At 63.6% G+C, this 4576-nt stretch carries 3 protein-coding genes and 1 tRNA gene; 2 read left to right on the plus strand and 2 right to left on the minus strand.

Translation table 11 applies throughout. The features are described from left to right. Together QZ149_RS09905 and aceE are read right to left on the minus strand one after the other, a co-directional pair. Positions 1-495: hypothetical protein (locus tag QZ149_RS09905; RefSeq protein ID WP_291451275.1), on the minus strand; the 495-nt coding region annotated here is incomplete at its 3' end. A gap of 221 nt (positions 496-716) precedes the next feature. Continuing rightward, a complete protein-coding gene (aceE, locus tag QZ149_RS09910) occupies positions 717-3464 on the minus strand; it encodes a pyruvate dehydrogenase (acetyl-transferring), homodimeric type (RefSeq protein ID WP_291451276.1) in 2748 nt (915 codons plus the stop codon). Positions 3465-3788: 324 nt separating this feature from the next. Here aceE and QZ149_RS09915 point away from each other — a divergent pair, with 324 nt between their 5' ends. Together QZ149_RS09915 and QZ149_RS09920 are read left to right on the plus strand one after the other, a co-directional pair. Then, a complete protein-coding gene (locus QZ149_RS09915) occupies positions 3789-4190 on the plus strand; it encodes a DUF3052 domain-containing protein (protein WP_276740735.1) in 402 nt (133 codons plus the stop codon). A 103-nt stretch (positions 4191-4293) separates the two neighbouring features. Next, positions 4294-4367 (plus strand) — tRNA-Val (locus tag QZ149_RS09920). Positions 4368-4576 lie beyond the last annotated feature (209 nt).

A 4576-nucleotide genomic window follows, 5' to 3' on the forward strand; every position in this document is an offset into this window, starting at 1 on the left:
CTTGAAATCCGTGGACGCGTGTGCGAGCGGCAGGTACTCCTGCACGACGCTACTCAGGAGTGCGTCGAGGTGGTGGTGCTCGCCGGGGGTGTAGTTCTGGCGTGCTGAGGCTGATTGTGCGAGAACGTAGTACCGGAATACCTCGGGCTTGAGTATTGCTTCACGTAGGGCGTTCTCGTCGTCGGCAAGGAGAGTGATGGTTTGCTTCACTGATGTCTCAAGATGATCGATGAAGCTATCGATGTGGGACCTGTCGTAGCCCGATTCAACGAGCTGTCCCTCGATTGCGTCCAGTTCAGCGCTTATCGAGTTTGTCAGGTGGTCACATGTCTGTGCGTCGCAACTACCGGCTATTTGATCTAGAAGGCTGCGGGCCCGTTGGTAGAGGTCGTGCCCACCCTCAATTGAGTCGGCAGTGAAGCCAAATCCCGGTACTGTAACAATCGATGTCACGATGTTGGTCGTAATACTTAAAGCTGCCATCGCTGTGTTCATGCGCACAGTGTACTTGCTACAACAGGCGGGAATGACAACCGGAGAAAACTTGTTGCAGCTGGGACGAACGTGACGATGGGTGGTCTGGTTTCGTGGCACGAATTGAGTGAATCGAAGACGTGGGGGAGAGGGGACGAGGCCGGGGAACCCGCGTGGGGAACCCCGGCCTCGTTCTCATGATCGCTGGGCACCGCGAGGGAAGAACGCGGGCCTAGCGACGCTCACTCTTCGCCAGCGTGGTCGTTGCCCTGGATCGCGCAGTTGAAGAGCTCGTACTTGTCGATCGCCTGCTGGACGACCGACGGGTCAACCTGACCCTTGTCGGCGAGGGCGGCCAGCGTGCGCACGACCATCGACTCGGCGTCGATGTGGTACCAGCGGCGGGCAGCACGGCGCGTGTCGGAGAAACCAAAGCCGTCCGCACCGAGCACGTGGTAGTCGCCGGGGACCCACTGACGGATCTGATCGGGCAGCATGCGGTCGAAGTCGGAGGAGGCCACGAACGGACCCTCGCGACCCGCGAGCTTGGCCGACACGTAGGGGGTGCGGCGCGGCTCGGTCGGGTGCAGGTAGTTGTGCTCCTCAGCATCCAGGCCGTCGCGGCGCAGCTCGTTCCACGAGGTCACGGACCACACGGCGGCATCCACGCCCCAGTCGCGAGCCAGGAGCTCGCGCGCCTCGCGTGCCCACGGTACGCCGACGCCGGAGGCGAGCAGCTGAGCCTTGGGGCCGCCGAAGTTCTGGTGCTCATCGAGGTTGTAGATGCCCTTGACGATGCCCTCGACGTCCACGTTCTCCGGCTCAGCCGGCTGGTGGATCGGCTCGTTGTACACGGTGATGTAGTACATGACGTTCGGGTCGCGGCCGCCTGCGTCACCGTACATGCGCTGCAGGCCGTCCGCCATGATGTGGCGGATCTCGTAGGCGTAGGCCGGGTCGTAGGACACGAACGCGTGGTTGGTCGCGGCCAAAACCTGAGAGTGCCCGTCCATGTGCTGCAGGCCCTCGCCCGCGAGCGTCGTGCGGCCGGCCGTCGCGCCGATGACGAAGCCCTTGGTGAGCTGGTCGCCGGCCGCCCAGAACTGGTCGCCCGTGCGCTGGAAGCCGAACATCGAGTAGAAGATGTAGATCGGTACCATCGGCAGGTCGTGCGTGGCGTACGCCGTGCCGACGACCTGGAAGGCGGCAGCGGAGCCGGCCTCGGTGATACCCGTGTGCAGGATGCGGCCCTGTTCGGACTCACGGTAGGACAGCATCATGTCCGCGTCGACGGGCGTGTAGGACTGGCCGGTCGTGTTGAAGATCTTCGCCGAGGGGAAGATCGCGTCCAGACCGAAGGTGCGGGCCTCGTCGGGGATGATCGGCACGAAGTACTTGCCGACCTGCTTGTCCTTCATGAGGTCCTTGATCAGACGCACGAGGGCCATGGTCGTGGCGACCTCGAGCTTGCCGGAACCCTTGGACAGTGCTTCGAAGGGGCGGGCGGGTAGCTCGGGGAGCTTGGGCTGGCGGTCGGCGCGACGCTCGGGCACCCAGCCGCCGAGGATCTCGCGGCGCTCCTTCATGTACTGCAGGGCCGGGTGATCGGCCGGCGGCATGTAGTACGGAGGCATGTAGGGATCGCGCTCGAGTTCTTCGTCCGTGATCGGGATCTGCAGGCGGTCGCGCAGCTGCTTGGCGTCCTCGAGCGTCAGCTTCTTCATCTGGTGCGTCGAGTTACGTCCCGCGAAGTGCGTGCCCAGCGCGTAGCCCTTAATGGTGTGCGCGAGAACGACGGTGGGCTGGCCGGTGTGGTCCATGGCGGCCTTGTAGGCTGCGTAGACCTTGCGGTAGTCGTGGCCGCCGCGCTTGAGCTCCCAGAGCTGCTCGTCGGTCCAGTTCTTCACCATTTCCTTGGTGCGCGGGTCGCGGCCGAAGAAGTGCTCACGCACGTAGGCGCCGTCGTTCGCGCGGAAGGTCTGGTAGTCGCCGTCCAGAGTCTCGTTCATGACGTGGACGAGGGCGTCGTCCTTGTCGGCGGCGAGCAGCTGGTCCCAGCCGCGGCCCCAGATGACCTTGATGACGTTCCAACCGGCACCCTTGAAGAAGGCTTCCAGCTCCTGGATGATCTTGCCGTTGCCGCGCACCGGGCCGTCGAGACGCTGCAGGTTGCAGTTGATGACGAAGGTCAGGTTGTCCAGGCGCTGCTGAGCGGCGAGCTGGAGCATACCGCGGGACTCGGGCTCGTCCATCTCACCGTCGCCGATGAAGGCCCACGTGTGCTGCTGCGACGTGTCCTTGATGCCGTTCATGTGCAGGTAGCGGTCGAACCAGGCCTGGTAGATGGCCTCGGCGGGACCCAGGCCGAGCGAGACCGTGGGGAACTCCCAGAAGCGGTCGAGCTGGCGCGGGTGCGGGTATGAGGGCAGGCCGTGCGCGGTGGACACCTGCTGGCGGAATCCGTCCATCTCCTCTTCGGAGAGGCGGCCTTCCAGGAAGGCACGCGCGTAGGGGCCGGGGGAGGCATGACCCTGGAAGAAGACGTGGTCGCCGCCGCCGGGGTGATCCTTGCCGCGGAAGAAGTGGTTGAGGCCGACCTCGTAGAGGGTGGCGACGGAGGCGTAGGAGGAGATGTGTCCACCGACTTTGACGCCGGGGCGCTGGGCGCGCGTCACCTGGACGGCGGCGTTCCAGCGGATCCAGCGGCGGTATTCGCGCTCCATGGCTTCGTCGCCGGGGAAGTACGGTTCCTGGTCAACGGGGATGGTGTTGACGTAGGGGGTCGTGTATTCCTGGGGGAGCTGAACGCCGTTTCGGCGCGCTTCGCTGAGCATGTGCAGCAGGATGTAGCGTGCGCGGGGGCCGCCCTTTTCGTTGATGAGTCCGGACAGGGACTCGACCCATTCGGCGGTCTCCTGGGGGTCGTTGTCGGGGACCTGGGGGATCAGCCCGTTGACGACGACGGGGCGTGACTCGTGGAGTTGGCTCACGGTGTACCTTCTCGCTTGACTCGGAGCTGCGACGTGCAGCGTTCGTGGGCGGTGTCTTCGATCGACACCGCACATATCGGGACCATTGTCCCACTAATGGTGTGGCTTTTCTAGCGTTTGATGATCCACGTGTGTATGAGGTGCCTTTCACCGATGTTGGACGCTGGCGCTATGCGTAAACCTGCTGGTCAGAGTGATGTTGTCCATCATGGGTGTTTCGCCTGGTGTTATCCCTTGCATTCGATCTGGTTTCATGCCCTAGGATGAAGGAGTGAACGTTGATATGACACAGAGCAGCAGCTCGTCGAGAGGCGGTGCTGCGTGATGGCAGTGAGCCTGGGTTTTGCGTCCGATGCGATCGTGCAGGAGTTCTACGTCGATGATGACGTCGATCAGAAGGTGCGCGAGTCGATTGAACAGGAGACCGGTCATCCGCTGGTCGACGTCGATTATGGCGATGTCGTAGACGGCGCGATCGTGTGGTGGCGCGCGGATGACGCTGAGGAGGAGGACCTGGCCGACGTCCTGGTGGACGCCATGTCGAACCTGGATGACGGCGGTCTGATTTGGGTTCTGATTCCTAAGCCGGGGCGTCCTAATTCGGTGCGCGTGGGCGACGTGGAGGAGGCCGCAAAGATCGCGGGCTTGCATGCGACGACGTCGACGGCGCTGGGCGAGGAGTGGGCGGGCGTGCGCGTGACCGCGCGTCCTCGCTCGCGTCGCTAGGTTTATCGACGAGGCCTGGGCGGGGGAGCGCTCTTGGGTGTTCCTTTCGCTCGGGTCAGAAAGTGACCGTGCGCGCTCGATCTGGTAGATTGGCGCGTGCGTGGGGCCTTTAGCTCAGTTGGTTAGAGCGTCTGGTTTACACCCAGAAGGTCATCGGTTCGAGCCCGGTAGGGCCCACAAACGCCAGGGGCCGGAGGCTGTTGCTTCCGGCCCCGACACGTATCTGCTCGCGCTACTCGGTGGCTGAGTCCTCCTCCTGCCGCTCCAGCTCCCGCCTGGCGGCCTCAAGATTCTCGCGCAATTTCATGGTGAATGGTGCTGTGGGACCGTCGATTGCTGCGCAGGTGTTCACCAACTTCGCATAGTGGGTGATGGCTTCATCAAGG

The organism is Actinomyces sp. ICM47 (assembly GCF_905369875.1).
Lineage (GTDB): Bacteria > Actinomycetota > Actinomycetes > Actinomycetales > Actinomycetaceae > Pauljensenia.